Source organism: Bdellovibrio sp. ZFWA1 (assembly GCF_056175665.1).
Genome location: NZ_JBJKJH010000001.1, coordinates 1440832 through 1459370 on the forward strand (window position 1 = coordinate 1440832; position 18539 = coordinate 1459370).

Here is an 18539-nt window from a genome sequence, read left to right on the forward strand (position 1 = left end):
AAGGAGTGCTTATGAAGTCTTTTGGTTTTATTTTTATTGCGATTGTCTCATTTCCATTTTCAGTACAAGCCACTTCGGGTGAAGAGGTTCAAGAAAAAACGAAAGCCGCAGTCGAAGCTGCCGCGTCTTACACCGCCGATCAAAAAGCCGAAGCTGAAAAATCTATGGAAGAATCTTTGTCGGCGATGTCAAAAAAAATAACTGAATTGAAAGATCAAGCTAAGGATCTAACTGGCGAAGCTAAACAAAAGATCAACGCGCAAATTTCATCTATGGAAAAAGAGCAAGCAAGTCTTAAGAAGGACTTTGCTAAATTGAAAAAATCTTCAGGCAATGCTTGGACTCAAATGAAAATTGGATTTGGCAAAGCAATGGATAATTTAAGCGAAGGTTATAACAAGGCTAAATCTGAGTTCAAGAAGGATTCTAAATAATGGAAGACCAATTACAGCTTTCATTTGACTCTAAGCTTCCATCTGCTAAGACTTTCGGAAAAGATACCCTACTGATATACGACAGCTATTTTTTACGAACTAAATTTAAAAAGTGGGTCGACTCTTTTCCATCATCTTATGCAGTCAAAGGTGGAGAGTCTTTAAAAAGCGTTAAGGCCTTTCCAGCTCATATTCAAAAAATTGTAGATTTGACGTCAGGCCTTTCTTCAAGAAATTTAACGATTGTGGTTTTAGGTGGCGGCAGTGTTGGCGATTTTGGTGGATTTGTTGCTTCTATTTTAAAACGCGGAGTCCGCTTGGTACACATTCCTAGCACATGGCTAGCTGCTTTGGATTCGGCCCACGGGGGCAAAACGGCTTTAAATGTCGGCGGATATAAAAATCAAATCGGTACGTTTTATCCTGCTCATCAGATTTTTATGGTGAAGGAAGTTCTGTTTAACCAGCCTTTGCAGCGCGCACATGAGTCCTATTCCGAGCTAATTAAAATCGGGTTATTACAAGGTGGAGACCTTTGGTCGGCAGTAAGTCAACTTGGCGCACCAAGTGCCGAAGGTATATGGTCGGTGTTGGGTCAAGCCATTGAAGCCAAATACCGGGTCGTCGCAGAAGATCCGGAAGAGCAATCGGGGTTTCGTCATATTTTAAACCTAGGCCATACTGTTGGGCATATCTTCGAGAGCGTTCATGGGTTGCCCCATGGTATCGCAGTAAACTTAGGGTTGAGATTTTCTTTAAACTGGAGTCTACATAAAAAATATTTAGATTCAAAAGTCTATTCCGATATTTTTTCTACTCCTACGATGGAGTGGCTGCTGGACCCAGTTGCGGAAGGTTTGTTAAATCAAAAATTCTTTCCTCGTTACGAAAAAGCTCTTCATCAAGACAAGAAAAAGGTGAGTTCTAAAGAAGTGCGCTTTATTTATCTGTCCAACGTTGGTTCTCCTTTGATCGAGCGAGTAACGGTTGGGCAGATTTTGAAAGAGCTAAGTAGGCAGGCTCACTCATGAGTTCGCCATTTTATTTCGAAGGTTCGATTGAAGCTTCGAAGTCTTTAATGAATCGCGCTTTGATTTGCGGCTCATTTTTTCCTAAATTGGTGCTTCAGGGGGATTCGGGATGTGATGATGTTGTGCATATGCGCGATGCCTTGAGTTCGCTTAAAAATGGCACCCCTATTTGGTGCGGTGAAGGTGGTACCACATTTCGTTTTCTGGCCTTAAGAGCCTCGAGGTGTTCTGGAAAATTTTTAATCAAAGCCGATCAAAAGCTATTAAAGCGTCCACAAACTCAACTGGTGGGGATTCTGAATCAGTTGGGTATTGAGGCCTCGCTAGAATCCGATGGACTATCGCTGCAAGGCCAAGGTTGGCAACCAAATGCACCAGTCCAAATAGATATGGCGGTTTCCTCTCAGTTTGCGTCAGCTTTGGTTTTATCGTCATGGGATTTAGAATTTGATCTGGAATTTAAACTGACAGGATCGGTTGTATCAGAAGACTACTTTGAAATGACTCTTAAGCTTGTTCAAGATTTGGGTATGAACGTGCGCAGAATTTCAAGTCGCCACTATCTGATTCCTGCTGGTCAAAAGATCCTTCGGCAGAGTTATAGCATAGAGCCCGATGTGAGTTCTATTTTTGCAGTTGCGGCTATGGCGGCACTTGCAGGAAGAGCCATTATTAAAAATTTTCCTTCCAAGAGTATTCAGCCTGATTTTGTTTTTATGAAGCTTTTGTCTGCAATGGGCATTAAACATAGTCTTCAAGGTTCGGAACTTCACATAGATAAGACAGATTCATTAAACGCTGTTGATTTTGATTTAAAAAATAGTCCGGATTTGTTTCCAGTCCTGGCGGTTCTTTGTAGTTTTGCTAAAGGAAAGTCTCGGTTGTTTGGGGCTCCACATTTAGCGGCGAAAGAATCAAATAGAATAGATCTGGTAGCCAGCTTATTTAATATATCTGGAATTACTTTTCAGATCCGTCAAGATGGGATGGACATAGTCGGTAGCGGACAGACGTTCTTGGCGCCCTTAAATAAAGAATTTGATCCAGCGGCAGATCATCGAATGGTGATGGCGGCGGCATTGTTGAACACGCGAGGTGCTGGAGTTCGAATTAAAAATACAAATTGTGTGAATAAAAGCTTTCCGGCATTTTTGCATATAGCTAAGGATTATTTATGAAGACTTGTGTTATTGGCCATCGCGGTGTCGGAAAAACTACCTTGGCTAATCGTTTGAAATCATATTTCAGTGGAATATCAGGATTTGACTATATCGATTTAGACGAGGCTGTTGAACGCAGAGCTGGGAAGAAAATATTTGAAATTTTTATTGATCACGGCGAAAAGTATTTCCGAGAACTAGAGCAACAGGTTTTTGCCGAGGCCCTGCAATCATTAGATCAAAACTTATGGATTATTTTAGGAGCCGGTTTTGATGTCGATAAGATACCATCCGATGTTCAAGTGTTGTGGGTGCGTCGGGAGACGGATAGTGATGGGCGAATTTTTCTAGACAGACCTCGCTTAGATGATTCTGTGAAGCCTTTAGAGGAGTATTTAAAGCGGTACGCCGATCGTGAAGTAAGATATCGTAAAAAAGCGACGTGGACCTATCTAATGCCAGAAGGTGATTTGAGCTATAAAAAAAGGGCTTTTTCGGTAGAGAAAGAGCTCTTCGCTGATTCATTTGAACGATCCGAGGCTGTGTTAACCCTACTTCCGGATATGTTTATTGGAAGTAAGTGGGATAAAGTTGTAAAGAAATTGAAGGGGCGATACAAGGCCTTCGAACTTCGCGATGATTTGCTAACCAAAGATGAGATGAGTTTAGCTCTTGCAAGTTTGTCCGATGAAAAGTTTATTTATTCTTATCGAAAAAATTCGACGCAGATTTTAGATAGCTACTTTGAGGCAGATTTTTATGATTGGGCTCTAGAAATGGGAGCCCCGTCAGAGGATTTTTTGGGAAAGAAATTATCATCTAGAATTCTTTCTTTGCACGAAGTTAACAATCCAATGATATTTGAGCAGTATGCCGACAAAGCGACCTATTTCAAGTGGTCCCCAATGGTAAATGATTGGCCAAGTCTTAAGTTTGCGCACCTTTGGCAGAGACAAGATCCCATTCACAGAAGCTTTTTACCAAGATCGTTAGACGGACGTTGGAAGTGGTACCGCCTTTATCAGTACCGAAAGATGTTATTGAATTTTGTAAAAGAAATGGATGGCTCTGCAAAGGATCAACCTTCATTATTCGAATTTATGATGCTTCCTGATGCTTTTGAGTCTTTCGCGGCTGTGCTTGGAGATCCCGTCCATCATAGTTGGACTCCGATCGAACATTCTGATTACTTTTTTAAAAAATCCATGCCGGTTTTTGCAATTCGCGTGAAGGATTCAGAGTTGGTCGAGGCGCAAGATGTCTTGGTCGAACTCGGAATGACTCATGCCGCAGTGACCTCTCCGTTAAAAAATTCAATGGCGGTTTGGGCACATGCAAATTTAAAAGCCGTTAATACCTTGTTTATAAAAGAAAGAATAATTCGGGCCACGAGCACAGATGCTACTGGCTTAAGAACTCACTTGGAAGGTATCGAAGCTTTGGGTGATATTGCCACAAGCGTAGTTGTATGGGGCGGTGGTGGCACTTTGGACAGTGTTGAAGCAGTCGCTCCCAAGGCAGTTCACTATTCGTCACGGACGGGGCGGGCTCGGGATTCGTTTGCAGAGATTGAGTCCCCCAAAATAGTGATCTGGGCGGCTCCACGTCTATCGGAAACCAAAATGCCGCCCAGTGATTGGCATCCATCCATCGTTTATGATTTAAATTATAAAGAAGACTCTTTAGGGCGTGAGTATGCGCAATTGGTGCGCGCTAAATATGAATCAGGCGAAACTATGTTCAGATCCCAGGCTCAGGCACAAAGAATTTTCTGGGACCAGTGTGAGGAAGAGATATGAGTGCGAATATTTTTGGAAATAGATTTCAGTTGATTACATTTGGCGAAAGTCATGGTGTTGGCTTGGGGGCGGTGATCGACGGATGTCCTGCAGGCCTGCCATTTGATTTTGCGTATTTACAAAAACAGATGGATCGCCGCAGGCCCGGTGTACGCTCAGAATCTGGTCAACAAGTAGTTTCTGCCAGGTCTGAGTCAGATCAGGTAGAAGTCTTAAGCGGAGTCTTTGAGGGGGTGACATTGGGCACTCCGATAGCGATGTTGGTTAGAAATAGTGATCAGCGGTCGAACGATTATGAAGCGATTAAAAGTTCACCACGGGCGGGACACGCTGACGATGTTTGGAAGCAGAAATTTGGTCATTCTGATCATCGGGGCGGAGGCCGTTCGTCAGGACGTGAAACTTTAAGCCGAGTGATGGGGGGAGCTGTTGCTGCGATGCTGTTGAAGCAGCTGTTTCCGAAAATGAAAGTTTGTGGTTATACAAGTCAGGTTGGTTCAATCACTTTGAGTGATGAAGACCGGGCCGGGTTGGGGCGGGTTGATGTGGATCAATTTGAAGCACGTTTCCCATCTAAGAGACACTTGGAAGTGCGTGAGCTTTTGAAACAGACTCAGGCTAGCGGTGATTCGTTGGGAGGATGTGCAGAAGTTTGGGTTCAGGGTCTACCCGCTGGATTGGGTCAGCCCGTATTTAATAAGTTAAAGTCTGATTTAGCAATGGCTCTTATGAGCGTGGGGGCTGTTAACGGCGTTGAATTTGGAGAAGGCTTTGCTAGTGCTCAGATTCCAGGAGTACAGTTTCATAAAGGATCACAGCAGGTCTACGGAGGAATCCGCGGTGGGATTTCGACGGGAGAAGATCTATTGCTACGAGTCTCATTTAAGCCCACAAGTTCATTATTAGACGTGGCAAAGCAGGGACGTCATGACCCCTTTATTGTGACCCGGGCTGTTCCTGTGTTAGAAGCAATGGTGAATTTAGTTTTAGCAGATCATGTTCTTTGGAAGCGAACGGATCAGGTTTAGGAGAATTAAAATGAAAAAAGTTTCTGATATTTTTACGCCTGAATGGTGGGATGAAGTTCCAGGTTTTGATTTCGAGGATATCACCTATCACCGAGCCAAGGATCAGGGAACTGTGCGAATTGCGTTCAACAGGCCTGATTGTCGAAATTCATTTCGACCACAAACTGTTGATGAATTGTATACAGCATTAGAGCATGCGCGAGTCACTCCAGATGTGGGTGTTGTTTTGATAACTGGAAATGGGCCATCGCCAAAGGATGGTGGCTGGGCATTTTGTGCTGGCGGAGATCAGCGTATTCGTGGAAAAGACGGCTATCAGTACGCTGACGGTTCAACAGAAAATGATAAGTTTGCTAGGGCCCGGTTGGGACGTCTTCATATTTTAGAAGTTCAGCGCTTGATTCGCTTTATGCCTAAGATAGTCGTGGCAGTTGTACCTGGATGGGCTGTTGGTGGTGGTCATTCTTTGCATGTGGTCTGTGATTTGACTTTAGCTTCGAAAGAACATGCCATCTTTAAACAAACTGATCCGGATGTTGCAAGTTTTGATAGCGGTTATGGTTCGGCTTATTTAGCGCGTATGGTGGGGCAAAAGCGAGCTCGGGAAATCTTTTTCTTAGGTCGAAATTATTCCGCGCAAGAGGCCTTCGAGATGGGTATGTGCAATGCGGTTATACCACATCAAGATCTAGAGCGTGTGGCGCTTGAGTGGGCGAAAGAGATGAACTCTAAGTCGCCAACAGCAATGCGTATGCTTAAGTTTGGATTTAATTTGCTTGATGATGGTTTGGTTGGTCAGCAGTTATTTGCAGGTGAAGCAACTAGATTGGCTTATGGAACTGAAGAAGCGACTGAAGGACGTAACTCGTTCTTAGAAAAGCGTCCTAAAGATTTCACAAAGTTTCCTTGGCATTATTAAAAATGAGAGCCGCCCATGGGGCGGCTTTTTTTTATTCTACTTTTAGGATGCGAATTTTTTTATTGTTTCCATTGGGTAGCGGCCAATTTATTTCTTGATTGACCGAAAGGCCAATCAGAGCAGCTCCGATCGGCGCCAGAACAGAAATTTTATTGCTAGCAAGGTCAGCATCTTCTGGAAATACCAGCTGGCATTGAATGATCTGGCCGGAAGATGCGTCCTGATATTGAACTTTTGAATTCATTTGTACCACGTCTGATGGCACTTCAGAATCTGCTGTTACCACCGCTCGGTCCAGTTCTTCGGCAAGCAGTTCTGCTTGGGGATGATTATTGCGAAAGATAAGTAGGGAAATACGTTCATAATCTGATTTTGATAAAATAATAGATGGAGTGCTCATAAAGAGTTTCCTTTTTAATTGGTTTATTTAAAACCAATAGATAAGTATTTGTTGAAATAAAAAAGTCACATAGAGGATGTGACTGGGGAAGACCTTAGATTAAATGACGTGCTCTAAGGTCTACGAGAAAATGAATTTATTCTCCGGCTGTTGTCTGCCGCAGAAAGAGATCATAGTTAAAAAAGATCTAACATTTGAAAATCGCATGTCTCTATCTTACCTTACCCTTATAGATATAAGCAATGCCACCAGTTAAAGATTTATACTCGACTGTTTCAAAACGACCCGTCTGCTTCATCATAGCGACAAATTCCTCTTTGCAGGGGAAGGCTGCAGAGGATTTTTGGAGGTATTCATAGGCCTCTTTTTGCCCAGTTACCCATCCGCCAATAGTTGGAAGCACTTTGTTTGAATAGAAATTATAAAGTGAGCCAAATACAGGAAGATCAACTTGACCAAACTCGAGGACCATAACGTATCCACCGGGTTTGACAACCCGTGCAAGTTCGGAGAGGCCTTTTACCGGATCGCCAACATTGCGAATCCCAAAAGAGATGCTGGAGATATCAAAGCTCGCGTCTTGAAAATTCAACTGGGTTACATCCGCCTGAGCAAATTCGATTTCAAGTCCTTTAGACTGAGCTTTTCCTGGGGCTGGAATCAACATTTCAGCACAAAAATCTGTGCCTACAACTTTTCCTGAAGTGCCGACGACTTGTTTGAATTCAATTGCAAGGTCTCCGGTCCCAGTAGCGCAATCTAAAACATTGTGGCCTGATTTAGCGCCGGACCACTTTACAAGTTTTTTTCTCCATAAGTGATGGATGCCTACTGATAAGACCGAGTTGGCCTTGTCATAGTTAGCAGCGACTTTAGAAAACATCGATCGAATAGTTTCTGGATTTGGAGAGTGCTTCATCATTACTTGACCTTTTGAAGTGGACGATCCACGGCAGTTAAGATTTTTTCAAGGCGTGACATCATTGAAGAGAAATCGTCAAAAGTTAATGCTTGCATTCCATCCGATAAGGCTTCTGCAGGTCGGGGATGGACTTCGACAATAACTCCGTCGGCGCCTGCAGCTGCCGCAGCCCAAGCTAGCTGAGGAACTAAGGCGCGAATACCTACTGCGTGAGACGGATCTACAATCACGGGAAGATTTGAATGCTGTTTGGCGTAGACCACAGCGTTCAGATCTAAGGTGTTGCGTGTTGCCGTTTCAAAAGTTCTAATGCCTCGCTCGCAAAGAATAACGTTCGGATTTCCACCATTGGTTACATATTCAGAGGCTTTGATCCACTCTTCAATGAGGGCGGCAAAACCGCGCTTTAGCATAACGGGCTTTTTTTGTTTGCCTAGCTCTTTAAGTAATTCGTAGTTGTGCATGTTGCGGGAACCAACCTGAAAACAGTCCACGAAGTCATAAACTTCTTCGATCTGTCTTGCGTCCACAACTTCAGACACCAATCCCATTTGAGTTTCTTTAAGAACATCTTTGATGAATTCAAAAGATGAGGAGCCGAGGCCTTGAAAGGCTTTGGCAGAGGTTCGAGCTTTCCAAATTCCTCCGCGTAAAAGACAGGCGCCCTGACTTTTAACGTGGCTTGCGGTTTCAAGAAATTGCTCTTTGCTTTCGATGGAGCATGGACCTGCAATGACGGTAAATGCTGGCCCGCCAACTTCGTAGCCGCATATATTGACAGTTTGGGTTGATTGCTTTGTTTGCATGCTTTGCGTTTCCATAATACGTATATCTACAAATTGCCCAAGTACTAGTCTAACATCATTGAGGAAGAACTCTTAACTTTTACACTCGAAAACCGGGGTCTTTTGTGAAGCGGCAGAATAGCATAACGCCAGATGACATTACAAACTTTTTGGCAGAGGGCGCTTTATGGCGAAATAATCAGCGTATCCATCTGTTTTGGGGTGGTTTTAAAAGTTCAGTTGATTTAAATAATGAAGAAATTTCAATTACTTATGCCAATTTTTTTGAATGCAAGCCCGAGGCAGCTCGTGTTTATAGTAAGCACATCGAACTTTCTCAGTCTGAGTTTACCTCGATTTTGACATCTTTTGTAGAAAAGCAACGCAGCCTCGGAGTGTTTTGCGAACTCACAGAGGTTCCTTGGGAAGAGGCTTCGTTTGAAAGTTTTCAACAGAGTTTTCAAACGATACAAACGGCGATCGAAAAGGGAACAATTACGAAGGCTGTGCCTATTGTCTTTGAAAAATCTAAACAAGTTTTTAATTCTGCCTTGAAGGCACAGGCGCTGATATGCGCCACACAGGCTCCGGAAAATTTGCATGTCTATGGCGAGTGGAACCAATCGGCGGGTTCGCTTGGAGTGAGCCCGGAAATTTTGTTCAGAATGAAGCAAAATGAATTAGAAACGATGGCACTCGCTGGGACTTTACCCAAAGCAAATTTACCTGCGAATGGGGCGGGAGCCGAGTTGCTTTTGCACGACAATAAAGAACGCCATGAGCATCAACTGGTGATAGAGGATATTGCGCAAGTTTTAAATAATTTTGGCAAGGTGGAAGTGCAAGAGACGACAGTTTTAGAGCTGCCTCACTTGTATCATCTTTATACTCCGATCAAGGTCTTACTTAATAAGCAATATGCTGTCGATCGTTTTGTGCAGGCCTTGCATCCAACGCCAGCTTTGGGCGTGGCGCCTCGATCGGTGGGGGCGAACTGGATGTTGCAAATGCCAGAGCAAAAAGAAAGAGGTTGTTTTGGTGCTCCTTTTGTCGTGGGGCGGTTGGATGAGGCTGTCGCAATCGTTGCAATTCGTCAGATTCAATGGGATGAATGGGGCATACGGATTGGTTCCGGCTGTGGGGTCGTTATGGGCAGCCAGTTGGACAGGGAATGGAAAGAACTTGTCCAAAAAAGATCGAGCGTTAAAAAATTATTGGGATTTATGAAATGACAAATATCGAGCTAGCTCAAAGTATTATTCAGCAATTGGTGGATATTGGAGTAAAAGAATTTATTTTATGCGCTGGAGCTCGTAACAGCCCATTCGTTCAGGTCATGGATGCCAATCGTCACATAAAACTTTGGAATTTTTTCGAAGAGCGTTCTGCGGGTTTTTTTGCCTTAGGCCGAATCGCTGTGACTAGAACTCCAGTGGCGGTGATCACTACTTCGGGAACAGCGGTTGCCGAGTTGTTACCGGCTGCTGTTGAAGGGACTTACTCCTCTTTGCCGTTGATTATGATTACGGCTGATCGCCCGAAACGCTTCCGAGGCACAGGGGCTCCACAAACGATAGATCAGGTCGGAATATTTTCTTATTACAACGAAGTTTCGATCGATCTTGATAAAGAAAATAATCACGTCTCGTTTAACAATCTTTCTTGGAAAAAGCCGATACAAGTTAACGTGTGCTTTGAGGAACCATTGATTGATGGTCCAATTGGTCAGATTCATATCCCAGAAAAAACTCAATGGAAGAAGATGCCAGAGCAAGTTCCAATGAATGCTTTGGATGATATTGAGTCGTTTATTTCAACTCACCGGCCTGTTGTTTTGCTGGGGTACATCCCAGATCGAGCACAGAAGACGGTTGTCGAATTTTTGAAAAGATATAAGTTTCCAGTCTATGCCGAAGGGATCTCGGGCCTTCGAGGGCATCCGGAATTGTCGGATAATATTTTATTGTCCGGAGAAAAGTCGGTGTCGGCACTTATCGAGAGAGGTATTTGTGATTCTATTTTGCGATTGGGTGGTATACCTACGGCGCGAATTTGGAGAGACCTCGAAGAGAAGCACAAAGATCTTCCTGTTTTGACGGTGTCTTATAATCACTATACGGGACTTTCCAGAGAATCCACTCACTTTGTTTGTATGGATGCTTTGTCGCAAGTTGAAATTCAGTGCCAGCATAAAATCGATTGGCAGAAAATTCAGTTTGATAAAGTTAAGTCAAAAGCGATTCATGATCTTTATCAGAAGTATCCACAGGCAGAGCCCTCTCTGGTTCATCAGTTGTCTAAGAAGCTAAAAGGACAAAGTGTATACTTGGGAAATAGTTTGCCTATTCGGCAATGGGACCTTTGCGCAGATTTCGAGGCTAAGCCATTAAGAGTGGTTGGAAATCGTGGGGCGAATGGTATCGATGGACAAATTTCTTCGTTTTTGGGGTGGTCGCATTCTCATTCTGAAAATTGGGCTATCATCGGAGACCTGACTGCCATGTATGATTTGTCGGCTTTATGGATCGAGAGACAGATGGAGGAATCTTGTAAACTGAGAATTGTTGTCATCAACAACAAAGGTGGACAAATTTTCAACAGAATGTTTCAAAAAGAAATCTATTTAAATCGCCATGATATTTCTTTTACAGATTGGGCGAAAATGTGGTCATGGGACTACCAAGAGTGGCGTCAAATTCCAGATAAATTTGAAGTTTCCAATAAACAAGTAATTGAATTAGTACCCGATTCTGACCAGACTGAGTTATTCTGGAAAGACTTGGGGGAGATTTGGAAAGACTAAACGTATTTTTATTGCATGGATTTTTGGGGCGTCCCGCAGATTGGGGTGAAGTCCGAAAGTACATTTCTAAAATCGACAATGTCAGTTTCCATGCTGTTGATTACATGTCGAATCCATTGCTTAGTTCGGTTAATTCTTTTAATGAGTGGGCCAAAAATTTCAATCAGTACGCTGGCTCAATTTCTGGTCGCCGCTTGTTGGTGGGCTATTCTCTTGGGGGGCGTTTGGCATTGCATGCACTTCGAGAGCACTCAGAGCTATGGGATCAATCTATTTTAATTTCTACCAATCCTGGATTTGATGATAGCAGTGCCGGAGAGATTGTCGGTTTTAAAGATCGCGAACAACGATGGATCAAGGATACCGAGTGGGCAAATTTATTTAAAAGTGCTCCTTGGGAGTCTTTGATTCGTTCGTGGAATGCTCAACCTGTTTTTAATGAAAGCCAAGCCGAGCCTGTACGGCTCGAGAAAGATTACGAGCGCCACTTATTAGAATTAGCCTTAACAACTTGGTCATTGGCCTCACAGGAAAACATGCGTAGTGTCTTGCAAGAGCTGGCTGCGAAGATTGTCTGGATGACTGGAGCTTTAGATCAGAAGTTTCTAGGCCAAGCAGAAGCGCTTAGGGAGTCTGGATATAAATTATCCTATGTTAATGTCGATGGGGCCTCTCATCGGGTATTATTTGACCAGCCAGCATTTATCGCTGCCGAAATTCAATCATGGATTCAAAAGTTCACTTGAAGCTGCGTATACCCAGCCAGCAGCGGGTAGGGTCGCAGTGAAGAAAGATTCGTAATAACATTTATTTTCATCAGGACTGAGTATTGGGTGCCGCACGGAAGCAGCGATTCCGGCAATCAGCCAACCTTTCGGCCCACTTATCAACAAAGGACCGCCTGAGTCCCCGAAGCAGATTCCATTTTTCTCGGTTTGATCAAAGAGAATTTCATTGGTTTGGGTGATGTCTTTGACTGTTAAATATGAACCTTCTAGTTTTCCACGTACGTTTTTATTTGTAAGGCCGTAGCCTAAGATAAGAACTCTTTCAGAGGGTCTGGGGAGGCGAGCAAGTAAAGGCAATGCTTTCCAGTTTTTGGGGAATTCTTTGTCCAATAAAAGCACGGCCAGATCCAATTGGGAGTGCTTTTTCCATTTTTGAATTTTTCGAGCAAAGTAATTCCCTTTTTGGGGTTCAAGTCCCAAAGCAGCTGTGTAGTGCTCTTTAGGGTCTTTGAGGCAGTGAGCTGCCGTCATAAGAATGCGAGGCTGAACAAATACGGCCGTGCATATATCGTTCGAGTTCTTATTAAACAGCAGCGCCAAAGAATTCTGAGGCCCTGCTTTTAATGCTTCTGAATCTGGGCTTAGAATCGCACTTTCAAATAAATCAGCAGCGGATGAGGGCTCTTTAAATCTAGAAGGGTCTTGCGTGGGGGCACAAGAACCAATCAAGAGCGAGAGTAAAACAAGGGATGATGCTTGCCGTTTCATTTTACAAATTGCGATCAACCAATGATCTTTGAAGAAGTTGAATTTTTTGATAGATCCAAGATTTGTACGCAAAAAGACTGGTTGCGGCCGCAAACTGTGAGCAGTCATTCAGGGGGTCTTTTACCCCGCGAGATACCACGCCCCATACAAAGTTAGTTCCATTAAATTCTGTAAAGATGGGGCCACCAGAGTCCCCGTGGCAAGCTCCTGAACCATGTTTCTGAGAAATCAAAACTTCAGTCTGAGAAAACTCTAAATCTTCGATGAAGATTGAGGTCTTGCGAAGTGTTCCTGCTCCGCTAAGATCTTGACCATTGCTTACGCCAAAGCCAGCAACTACGCTTGGTTTTTGCTTCGAGGTTTTTGCAGTGAAAATTAATTTAGCCGCAATGTAACCTTTTGGGGTGCCACCGGAAAACTGAATAAGAGCTAGATCACCAACGTCTTTCTCGTTGTGTTGATTGGTTTCCCAGTATTTTGAAATCTCGATTTTCGAGGCCGGTTTCATTTCTGAATTTAAGTTTAACTCGCGATCAAAGATAATCATCATTTTGGAATGATCTACTCCGATGCAATGAGCAGCCGTTAAGATGATATCTTCGGCAATAAGAGTTCCAGAGCATAATTCGCCCGATGATAAGTCAAAGACACCTACAACGGATTTTGCGATAGGATCTTGAGCACCTACGATACTGCCGTTGATGATGGCATCTTGGGATTGACTATTGATTTTTAAATCAAGATTTTGCCATTTATTAGAACCCTGACAGGCTTGAAGAAGTAAGCTGAGTCCGACAATTCCTAAAATGGATAGTTTTGACTTTAACCCCACGGATATCCCTTCAAATTCCAACCAAAGTATTGGCTTTGGTTGGCAGAGTTAAATCAATTTTTGGGGGATAAAACAACTAGAAGACAATTTTCGTCATCTAGAAAGTAAAAGAGTTATGAGTGTCAAATCGCTTTACAGGCCTCGGTGGCATTGATCAATGCAGATCGAGTTCCGGGCTCGTTGGCGGCATGTCCAGCATCGGCCACTATTGTAAATTTTGCCTCGGGCCAAGCCTTGTGGAGATCCCAGGCCGAGCGGGCGGGGCAGACGACATCGTAGCGTCCTTGAATTATCCAGCATGGTAGATGACGAATTTTTTCGATGTTTTCAAGAATCCAATTGTCGGAGTCATAAAAAGCATTGTTTATGAAGTAATGGCATTCGATTCTTGCAAACGAAAGGGCATAATCAGGATCGTCAAATTCATCTACGGCTTTAGGGTCTAAATAGAGTCTTGAAGTCGCGGCTTCCCACTTACTCCAGGCTTTGGCGGCCTCGAGCCGTGTATTGTAGTCTGAATGTGTTAGGCGAGTATAGTAAGCAGCGACCAGGTCTGCTCGCTCATTTGCGGGAATTGGCTTAAGATATTCTTCCCAAATGTCAGGAAATATATTGGAGGCTCCTTCTTGATAGTACCATTTGATTTCTGATGGTCGGCATAAGAAAATGCCCCGAAGAATTAAAGCCTTCACTTTTTCGCTATGCTTGATTGCGTAAGTCAAAGCGAGTGTCGAGCCCCAGCTGCCTCCGAAAACGATCCATTTTTCAATGTTTAACATTTTTCGAAGTGTCTCGATATCAGCGACTAAATCCCAAGTGGTGTTTTCACGAAGCTCCGCGCAAGGAGTCGATTGGCCAGCGCCTCTTTGATCGAAAAGGATGATGCGATAGAACTTAGGATCAAAGAAACGTCGATGGTCCGGAGAGACTCCTCCTCCAGGGCCGCCGTGAACAAATACGACGGGGACGCCGGCAGGATTGCCGCATTCTTCCCAGTAAAGAGTATGAATGTCCGAGACTTTGAGCATGCCTGTTTTGTTGGGCTCGATGGGGGGATAGAAATCAAAAGATTGAGTTGTGGTCATGATATCCTTTACGCGTAAAACAGATGTTTGAATCTTTGTTTATCTTTTAAAAAGCTGTGATCGAAGGCCGTCTGATTGCATTTTTTGAAGTCTGATTCTGTAAAAGAGTGCACATCAGCCAGAACTTGGTAGTCGTCGCTGAGGGTGGTCCCGAAGATACCTGGATCATCTGAATTGATGGTGACCAAAACTCCATGTTCTTGAAGCTTGCGAATCGGGTGAGACATATGTGTCACCGCAGCTTGAGTAAGCCAATTTGAAATGGGGCAAACCTCTAAAGGAATTTTTTTGTCTTTGATGAAGTTTAAGACACTCGGTTCGTTGATGATTTGAATACCGTGTCCTATACGCTCGGCTCCAAGAATTTCGACCGAGTCTTCAACCCATTTTGCAGTTCCCGGAGATTCGCCGCTGTGGACGGTTATGTGAAGGCCGGCCAATTTTGCCCGATTAAAAACTTTTTCAAAAGTTCTTGGCTCGCAGGCATCTTCATTGTCGGCCAAATCTATTCCAATGAAGCTGTCTTTGTGTTCAATTGCAAAAGAAGTGATTTCTGATGCGATATCGGGGCTTTTTATTCTTTGTAAAATACAAATAAGCCCTACACTGAGCTCGAATTTTGAGCGAGCCATCTGTAGACCTTTGAGGAAAGCCAAATGGATTTTCTCGGCGGTCAGATTGCTGTGGCCGTCCAAAATAAAGGTGGGGGCGTAGCGCAGTTCTAGAAGGCGAATGCCGTCATTATAGGCATCTTCGCAGGCCTCGAAGGCGACTCGAGTAAGAATTTCCTCAGAGGCGAGGACTTTTTGGGCTCGTAAGAACTTTTTTAGTACCGTTTCAAGATCTTTCATGGGCTCAGAGATCAAAAACATTTCTCGGCGGGCCTTAGAATCCGACGGAAGTTCGATTCCCAGCGAGGGGGCTAGTTCAACAAGGGTGCTCCAACGCACCGAGCAGTCCAGGTGTCGGTGTAGTTCGACCTTAAACATATTGCGAAGTTCATGAGGAAATAGCTTTTGCATTTGATGTTCCTTCGTTGCGGCGTTAAGAATATTCCTATGAACAATCCAATTCAAATGAAAACCAAATTAGCTGGCAATCCTCAATCAATTGAACCTCAATTCCCGATCGACGTGAAAGTCGAAAATAAAGGGGTTTTTAAAGCCGCCGATCCTCGAGCCATTCGAGCCTTAATCTCGTTGATGGATATGAATGCCGTTCTAGGGGGCGCTGCCTGCCATTATGGTGGTCCTGCAGCTTTGGCTGAATTGAATTCGGCATTGTATGCCTTGGTTTATACCGAGGCTCACAAGAAAAACCAAAACTGGCACGAACTTTACAATTTAGTGAATGACGCTGGTCACTGTGAAAACGGTCTTTATGCTCTAAAGGCAACATATGGATTTGCAGGTTTAAGTTTAAACAGTCTTAAAAAATTTCGATCTATTGAAAGTGGACTGACCGGGCATGGCGAAGTTCATTGCTTTCCAGAAGGCGTTCAAATTTCAAATGGTCCATTAGGATCTGCTGTCCCACAATCACAAGGTTTGGCGATGGGGGATAAACTTGCTGGTTCTTCGCGAGTTACAGTCACTGTTGTTTCTGATGGTGCGGCTATGGAAGGTGAAGCCAAAGAGGCTTTCACTGCCATTCCAGGTATGGCTAAAGCCGGAAAACTTGCCCCGTATGTTTTGATTATCACCGATAACAATACAAAACTTTCGGGTCGTATTGATAAAGACGCCTTCTCTATGGAGCCGACATTTAAAGCTTTTGAGACATTGGGATGGAAGGTTATTTCATTGGCAGAAGGTAACGATTTGCAAAAATGTACTGAAGCCATTGCGACGGCGATTGAGTGGGCTCGACAGAATCCAAATCAACCTGTTGCCATTCATGCTAAAACAATCAAAGGTATTGGCACCAAGAAAACGGCTGAGTCTGCGTCGGGAGGTCATGGCTTTCCACTAAAAAGCCCGACCGAGCTTTCGGCTTTCCTATCCGAAATCTATGCTGGCGAAAAGTATCCCGAAGTATTTGATCAATGGATTCAGGAGTTGTTGAAAACCGAGGCGGATATCAAAGCTTTAGGTCTTAAAGATTCGGGTGAAAAAATTCAAAAGGGCGTCGCTGCAGCGATGATTAAAGCTCGTAAAGAGGGTCTGCCAATCGTTAGTGTGACCTCGGATTTGCCGGGCTCAACGGGAGTCGCCGACTTCCGTAAAGAGTTTCCAGAAGCGTCTTTGGATGTTGGCGTTGCAGAGTCAAACATGATTTCGGCTGCGGCCGGAATGTCAAAGGTTGGCTTTATTCCTGTTGTTGATACCTTCGCGCAGTTTGGTGTTACAAAAGGGGCTTTGCCATTTATAATGGCCTCTTTGTCAGAAGCGCCAGTCATTGCCATTTTTTCGCATACCGGATTTCAAGATGCGGCAGATGGAGCGTCTCACCAAGCTTTAAGTTACATCGCAATGACAGCCTCTATTCCACATGTAAATTTGGTTTGTCTATCTTGTTCAGAGGAAGCCGAGGCGCTGGTATATCAAGCTTTCAAGGATTTTGCTGAGGCTCGTAGACAAGGAAAGACTCCAGCATCAACAATATTCTTTTTGGGACGAGAGAATTTCCCAAAGAGTTTTGCGCCAAATTTAAGTTATAAATTGGGACATTCAGTTGTTCTTTCGGATAATAGGTCTGAATTGAAGGCTTCGAAAGCTGTGACTTTATTGACCGCGGGCTCGCTGGTTCCTCAGATTTTAGAAGCGCAAAAGATATTAGCAGAAAAGGGAGTCGGGTCTGTTTGTGTTCACACTCATTCTGTTAATCAAATAGATACGGATTTTATTGCAAACATCATTAAAAATACAAATTCTGCTTTTGTTACTGTCGAGGATCATCAAGTCGTAGGTGGCTTTGGTCAAATGTTAGCGCATGAATTGATGACAAAGGGTTTTCATTTTACTGGTAAGACTTTGGGAGTTAAATCTGATTTCGGTCAGAGTGCATACACAGCATTAGAGCTTTATAAAAAACACGGACTGGATTCCCAGTCCGTCGTTAAAGCGGCCTTAGAAGTTTTAAAATAAAAAAAGCCACCCTCTGGGTGGCTTTTTTCTTAGGCAGCTGCTTGGTGATCGGAAACATGTCCAATTTCAGACATCTGCTCGGCGCTAAAGGCTGATACAACATCAACTAAAATCACGACATTTTTGTCAACCTTGCCCATGCCTCGTACGAAAGACATCGTCTTTTCATTTCCTAGCATTGGAGGGGGTTCAATTTGTGCTTCTGCGAAGTCCATTACTTCTTTGACCGCATCGACAATCATGCCCACTTGGCCGATTTCGGTATCAATAACAATAATACAAGTGTCACGAGTGATATCGTGTGCGTCCATTCCAAATTTGATTCGAAGATTTACAACTGGAATAATTTTACCGCGAAGATTCATCACACCCTTAACATATTCAGGTGTGCGTGGAACTGGAGTTACTTCTCCGTATTGGTTGATCTCACGAACTGTCTCGATGGCCACGCCATATTGTTCGTTCATTAATTGAAAAGTAAGGTACTGTCCCGGTTTTGCTTTATGCATATCGCTCATAAACTATGCCTTTCTGAAATGTCTGCACCTTTACCTCATCGAGAAAAAAAGCCAGGGACTTAAGGAAAATACGGCAAGTTATTCAAGATTTTAATCTTCAGGACCTAAGTTGAATAAGAACTTGTGTATTCGTCTTAAAATGAGACCTCGGACTTTAAGATGGTTTAATGTACGTCTGGACTTAGAGACCGCTAATATATTCAAAGGAGTGCCGATAACGTTTCTGATAAATGATCAAGAT

18 protein-coding genes are annotated in these 18539 nt (G+C 43.6%); 10 read left to right on the forward strand and 8 right to left on the reverse strand.

The features are described 5' to 3' along the window. Positions 1–11 precede the first annotated feature (11 nt). Genes AC04MN_RS06980 through AC04MN_RS07005 form a run of 6 tightly spaced genes read left to right on the forward strand, consistent with a single transcriptional unit; the run spans position 12 to position 6371 of the window. Positions 12–434, forward strand: a complete 423-nt coding sequence (locus AC04MN_RS06980) for a sll1863 family stress response protein (protein ID WP_475382465.1) — start codon at positions 12–14, stop codon at positions 432–434. Next, complete coding sequence (locus AC04MN_RS06985) at positions 434–1465, forward strand: 3-dehydroquinate synthase family protein (protein ID WP_475382466.1); 1032 nt, start codon at positions 434–436, stop codon at positions 1463–1465. Before AC04MN_RS06980 ends, AC04MN_RS06985 begins: the two co-directional genes overlap by 1 nt. Beyond that, positions 1462–2643, forward strand: a complete 1182-nt coding sequence (locus AC04MN_RS06990; RefSeq protein ID WP_475382467.1) for a 3-phosphoshikimate 1-carboxyvinyltransferase — start codon at positions 1462–1464, stop codon at positions 2641–2643. Before AC04MN_RS06985 ends, AC04MN_RS06990 begins: the two co-directional genes overlap by 4 nt. Continuing rightward, positions 2640–4424: a shikimate kinase gene (locus tag AC04MN_RS06995; protein WP_475382468.1), complete on the forward strand. Its 1785-nt coding sequence runs from the start codon at positions 2640–2642 to the stop codon at positions 4422–4424. The genes AC04MN_RS06990 and AC04MN_RS06995 overlap by 4 nt, the downstream gene beginning before the upstream one ends. Beyond that, a complete protein-coding gene (gene aroC / locus AC04MN_RS07000; protein ID WP_475382469.1) occupies positions 4421–5452 on the forward strand; it encodes a chorismate synthase in 1032 nt (343 codons plus the stop codon). The genes AC04MN_RS06995 and aroC overlap by 4 nt, the downstream gene beginning before the upstream one ends. A 10-nt stretch (positions 5453–5462) precedes the next feature. Continuing rightward, a complete protein-coding gene (locus tag AC04MN_RS07005) occupies positions 5463–6371 on the forward strand; it encodes a 1,4-dihydroxy-2-naphthoyl-CoA synthase (protein ID WP_475382470.1) in 909 nt (302 codons plus the stop codon). A 31-nt stretch (positions 6372–6402) separates the two neighbouring features. Here the strand turns inward: AC04MN_RS07005 and rnk are convergent, their stop codons facing one another. From rnk to aroF, 3 genes are all read right to left on the reverse strand, one after another. Continuing rightward, positions 6403–6771, reverse strand: coding sequence for a nucleoside diphosphate kinase regulator (gene rnk, locus AC04MN_RS07010; RefSeq protein ID WP_475382471.1), 369 nt, complete (start codon positions 6769–6771; stop codon positions 6403–6405). Positions 6772–6982: 211 nt separating this feature from the next. Further along, complete coding sequence (ubiE, locus tag AC04MN_RS07015) at positions 6983–7693, reverse strand: bifunctional demethylmenaquinone methyltransferase/2-methoxy-6-polyprenyl-1,4-benzoquinol methylase UbiE (protein ID WP_475382472.1); 711 nt, start codon at positions 7691–7693, stop codon at positions 6983–6985. Beyond that, on the reverse strand, positions 7693–8499 hold the full coding sequence (gene aroF / locus AC04MN_RS07020; RefSeq protein WP_475382473.1) for a 3-deoxy-7-phosphoheptulonate synthase: 807 nt from the start codon (positions 8497–8499) through the stop codon (positions 7693–7695). The genes ubiE and aroF overlap by 1 nt, the downstream gene beginning before the upstream one ends. A gap of 104 nt (positions 8500–8603) precedes the next feature. On the opposite strand from aroF, the gene AC04MN_RS07025 reads away from it, so the two are divergent. The 3 genes from AC04MN_RS07025 to AC04MN_RS07035 are packed head-to-tail and all read left to right on the forward strand — an operon-like array spanning position 8604 to position 12027. Beyond that, positions 8604–9710 carry a chorismate-binding protein gene (locus AC04MN_RS07025; RefSeq protein ID WP_475382474.1) on the forward strand — a complete coding sequence of 369 codons (1107 nt, stop codon included), beginning with the start codon at positions 8604–8606 and terminating at the stop codon, positions 9708–9710. Then, positions 9707–11281, forward strand: coding sequence for a 2-succinyl-5-enolpyruvyl-6-hydroxy-3-cyclohexene-1-carboxylic-acid synthase (gene menD / locus AC04MN_RS07030; RefSeq protein WP_475382475.1), 1575 nt, complete (start codon positions 9707–9709; stop codon positions 11279–11281). Before AC04MN_RS07025 ends, menD begins: the two co-directional genes overlap by 4 nt. Then, positions 11269–12027 carry an alpha/beta fold hydrolase gene (locus AC04MN_RS07035; RefSeq protein WP_475382476.1) on the forward strand — a complete coding sequence of 253 codons (759 nt, stop codon included), beginning with the start codon at positions 11269–11271 and terminating at the stop codon, positions 12025–12027. The genes menD and AC04MN_RS07035 overlap by 13 nt, the downstream gene beginning before the upstream one ends. Here the strand turns inward: AC04MN_RS07035 and AC04MN_RS07040 are convergent. The 4 genes from AC04MN_RS07040 to add form a co-directional block, all read right to left on the reverse strand. Then, positions 12004–12849, reverse strand: coding sequence for a trypsin-like serine protease (locus tag AC04MN_RS07040; RefSeq protein ID WP_475382966.1), 846 nt, complete (start codon positions 12847–12849; stop codon positions 12004–12006). The two genes, AC04MN_RS07035 and AC04MN_RS07040, sit on opposite strands and share 24 nt — an antisense overlap. Next, positions 12779–13609, reverse strand: a complete 831-nt coding sequence (locus tag AC04MN_RS07045; RefSeq protein ID WP_475382477.1) for a S1 family peptidase — start codon at positions 13607–13609, stop codon at positions 12779–12781. Before AC04MN_RS07045 ends, AC04MN_RS07040 begins: the two co-directional genes overlap by 71 nt. Positions 13610–13731: 122 nt before the next feature. Next, positions 13732–14694 carry a prolyl aminopeptidase gene (pip, locus tag AC04MN_RS07050; RefSeq protein WP_475382478.1) on the reverse strand — a complete coding sequence of 321 codons (963 nt, stop codon included), beginning with the start codon at positions 14692–14694 and terminating at the stop codon, positions 13732–13734. 8 nt (positions 14695–14702) lie between these two features. Further along, positions 14703–15716, reverse strand: coding sequence for an adenosine deaminase (gene add, locus AC04MN_RS07055; RefSeq protein WP_475382479.1), 1014 nt, complete (start codon positions 15714–15716; stop codon positions 14703–14705). A gap of 36 nt (positions 15717–15752) precedes the next feature. Between add and AC04MN_RS07060 the strand changes: the two genes are divergently transcribed. Beyond that, positions 15753–17780 carry a transketolase C-terminal domain-containing protein gene (locus tag AC04MN_RS07060; protein ID WP_475382480.1) on the forward strand — a complete coding sequence of 676 codons (2028 nt, stop codon included), beginning with the start codon at positions 15753–15755 and terminating at the stop codon, positions 17778–17780. A 29-nt stretch (positions 17781–17809) separates the two neighbouring features. On the opposite strand, the gene AC04MN_RS07065 is transcribed toward AC04MN_RS07060, so the two are convergent. Continuing rightward, positions 17810–18298: a chemotaxis protein CheW gene (locus AC04MN_RS07065; RefSeq protein WP_475382481.1), complete on the reverse strand. Its 489-nt coding sequence runs from the start codon at positions 18296–18298 to the stop codon at positions 17810–17812. Positions 18299–18539 lie beyond the last annotated feature (241 nt).

Bases quoted from the DNA above. Each gene is read 5' to 3' on its own strand.
- AC04MN_RS06980 (WP_475382465.1), top strand. From the start codon at position 12: ATGAAGTCTTTTGGTTTTATTTTTATTGCGATTGTCTCATTTCCATTT.
- AC04MN_RS06985 (WP_475382466.1), top strand. From the start codon at position 434: ATGGAAGACCAATTACAGCTTTCATTTGACTCTAAGCTTCCATCTGCT.
- AC04MN_RS06990 (WP_475382467.1), top strand. From the start codon at position 1,462: ATGAGTTCGCCATTTTATTTCGAAGGTTCGATTGAAGCTTCGAAGTCT.
- AC04MN_RS06995 (WP_475382468.1), top strand. From the start codon at position 2,640: ATGAAGACTTGTGTTATTGGCCATCGCGGTGTCGGAAAAACTACCTTG.
- aroC (WP_475382469.1), top strand. From the start codon at position 4,421: ATGAGTGCGAATATTTTTGGAAATAGATTTCAGTTGATTACATTTGGC.
- AC04MN_RS07005 (WP_475382470.1), top strand. From the start codon at position 5,463: ATGAAAAAAGTTTCTGATATTTTTACGCCTGAATGGTGGGATGAAGTT.
- rnk (WP_475382471.1), bottom strand. From the start codon at position 6,771: ATGAGCACTCCATCTATTATTTTATCAAAATCAGATTATGAACGTATT.
- ubiE (WP_475382472.1), bottom strand. From the start codon at position 7,693: ATGATGAAGCACTCTCCAAATCCAGAAACTATTCGATCGATGTTTTCT.
- aroF (WP_475382473.1), bottom strand. From the start codon at position 8,499: ATGCAAACAAAGCAATCAACCCAAACTGTCAATATATGCGGCTACGAA.
- menD (WP_475382475.1), top strand. From the start codon at position 9,707: ATGACAAATATCGAGCTAGCTCAAAGTATTATTCAGCAATTGGTGGAT.
- pip (WP_475382478.1), bottom strand. From the start codon at position 14,694: ATGACCACAACTCAATCTTTTGATTTCTATCCCCCCATCGAGCCCAAC.
- add (WP_475382479.1), bottom strand. From the start codon at position 15,716: ATGCAAAAGCTATTTCCTCATGAACTTCGCAATATGTTTAAGGTCGAA.
- AC04MN_RS07060 (WP_475382480.1), top strand. From the start codon at position 15,753: ATGAACAATCCAATTCAAATGAAAACCAAATTAGCTGGCAATCCTCAA.
- AC04MN_RS07065 (WP_475382481.1), bottom strand. From the start codon at position 18,298: ATGAGCGATATGCATAAAGCAAAACCGGGACAGTACCTTACTTTTCAA.